Source organism: Streptomyces sp. OR43 (assembly GCF_008042275.1).
In the GTDB taxonomy this organism is placed as follows: Bacteria; Actinomycetota; Actinomycetes; order Streptomycetales; family Streptomycetaceae; genus Streptomyces.
Genome location: NZ_RDBK01000008.1, coordinates 12,396 through 14,075, shown reverse-complemented (window position 1 = coordinate 14,075; position 1,680 = coordinate 12,396). Strand labels below are relative to the sequence as shown.

At 71.9% G+C, this 1,680-nt stretch carries 2 protein-coding genes and 1 pseudogene; all 3 read right to left on the bottom strand.

Going from position 1 to position 1,680, the window contains the following annotated elements; translation table 11 throughout:
• On the bottom strand, positions 1-138 hold a 138-nt coding region (locus EAO72_RS43975), incomplete at its 3' end, for a SidA/IucD/PvdA family monooxygenase (protein WP_148016403.1).
• Positions 135-938 (bottom strand): annotated as a pseudogene (locus EAO72_RS04005) (pyridoxal phosphate-dependent decarboxylase family protein); the annotation flags it as partial. The pseudogene EAO72_RS04005 and the gene EAO72_RS43975, both read right to left, overlap by 4 nt.
• Before the next feature lie 76 nt (positions 939-1,014).
• Positions 1,015-1,680, bottom strand: a 666-nt coding sequence (locus tag EAO72_RS42755; protein ID WP_261991311.1) for an ERAP1-like C-terminal domain-containing protein, incomplete at its 5' end; no start/stop codon positions are given.

Below are 1,680 nucleotides of genomic sequence, written 5' to 3'. Positions count from 1 at the left end.
GTAGAAGGTGGCGGTGATGGGGTGGGGGAGGCCGTGGGTGAGGGCGGCGAGGGAGAGGTTGAAGGGGCCGATGCCGATGCCGACGAGGTCGTGGGGCTGATCGGTCTCGGGGGTGGGCCGGTCGGTCCGGGCTGTCATCGGTTGGGGCTGCTTTCTGTGAGTTCGGTGGTGAGGTGGGTGACGAGGTCGAGGAGTTGGCTGAGGTCGTCGGGGGTGGTGTGGGGGTTGAGGAGGGTGGCTTTGAGCCAGAGGTGGCCGTGGGTGTGGGTGCGGCCGAGTACGGCGTGGCCTCGGGTGAGGAGGGWGCGGCGGATGGTGGCGACGGTGTGGTCGTCGGCGTTGGTGGGGCGGAAGAGGACGGTGGTGATGGTGGGGCGGTCGTGGAGGTCGAGGGTGGGGTGTTTGGTGATGAGGTCGGCGAGGTGGTGGGCGGCGGTGCAGGTGCGGTCGATGAGGTCGGCGAGTCCGGTGCGGCCGAGTGCTTGGAGGGTGACGGCGATTTTGAGTGCGTCGGGGCGGCGGGTGGTGCGCAGTGAGCGGCCGAGGAGGTCGGGGAGTCCGGCTTGGGTGTCGTCGTCGGCGTTGAGGTAGGGGGCGTGGTGGTGGAGTGGGTGGAGGTGGTGGTGGTCGGGGACGGCGAGGATGCCGGCTGGTGCGGGTTGCCAGCCGAGTTTGTGGAGGTCGAGGGTGACGCTGTGGGCGCGGTCGAGGCCGGTGACTTTGTGGCGGTGGGTGGGGCTGAGGAGGAGGGGTCCGCCGTAGGCGGCGTCGATGTGGAGTTCGGCGCCGTGGGTGTGGCAGAGGTCGGCGATGGCGGTGAGGGGGTCGATCTGGCCGGTGTCGGTGGTTCCTGCGGTGGCGGTGACGAGGAGGGGGTGGTGTCCCTGGTGGTGGGTGAGGGTGTGGTGGAGGGCGGTGAGGTCGATGGTGCCGGGGGATATGGGTGTGCCCGGCCTGCCCTCGGGGTGAGGGCRGGCCGGGCACGGGTGGTGCGGGGTTGTGTGAGGGGGGAGGTCAGTGGGCGTTGCGGACGGTGAGGGCGCGGCGCAGGTCGTCGATCTGGTCGGTGAGTTTGCGGCGCAGGGCGGGGATGAGCGCTTCGTCGTCGAGGGCCTGGTTGCCGAGGTGGAGGCTGTCGGCGTCGATGGCGTAGGCGGGGAAGGCGTAGCGGCCGGCGGCCTCGGCGATGGCGGGGCCGCGGCGGACGGCGAGTGCGGTGGCGTCGGGGTAGTAGCGGGGCACGTATGCGGCGACGAGGTCGGTCTGTTCGGGCTGCCAGAAGCCTTGGGCGGTGGCGGTGAACAGGTAGTTGGAGAGGGTGTCGTCGGTGAACATGGCGTGCCAGGCGGCGGCCTTGGCTTCGGGGGTGGGCAGGGCGGCGCGGCAGCGGGCGGCGCCTTCCTGGCCGGTGGCGCTGGGGTCGGCTTCGAGTGCGGTGGCGATGGCCTGCTCGTCGGTGGCGCCGAGGACGGCGAGGCGGGTGAGGATGCGCCAGCGGAGTTCGGGGTCGAGTTCGGGGCCGCCGGGGACGGTTCCTTCGGTGAGCCAGCCGTGGATGGTGTCGGGCTGGGTGGCGGCGTCGATGAAGTGGCGTACGGCGGTGAGGCGGAGGCCGGGCCGGCTGCCGTCCTCGGTGCGGCGGATGAGGTCGCGGGTGAGGGCGGTGAGGGTGGCGAGGGC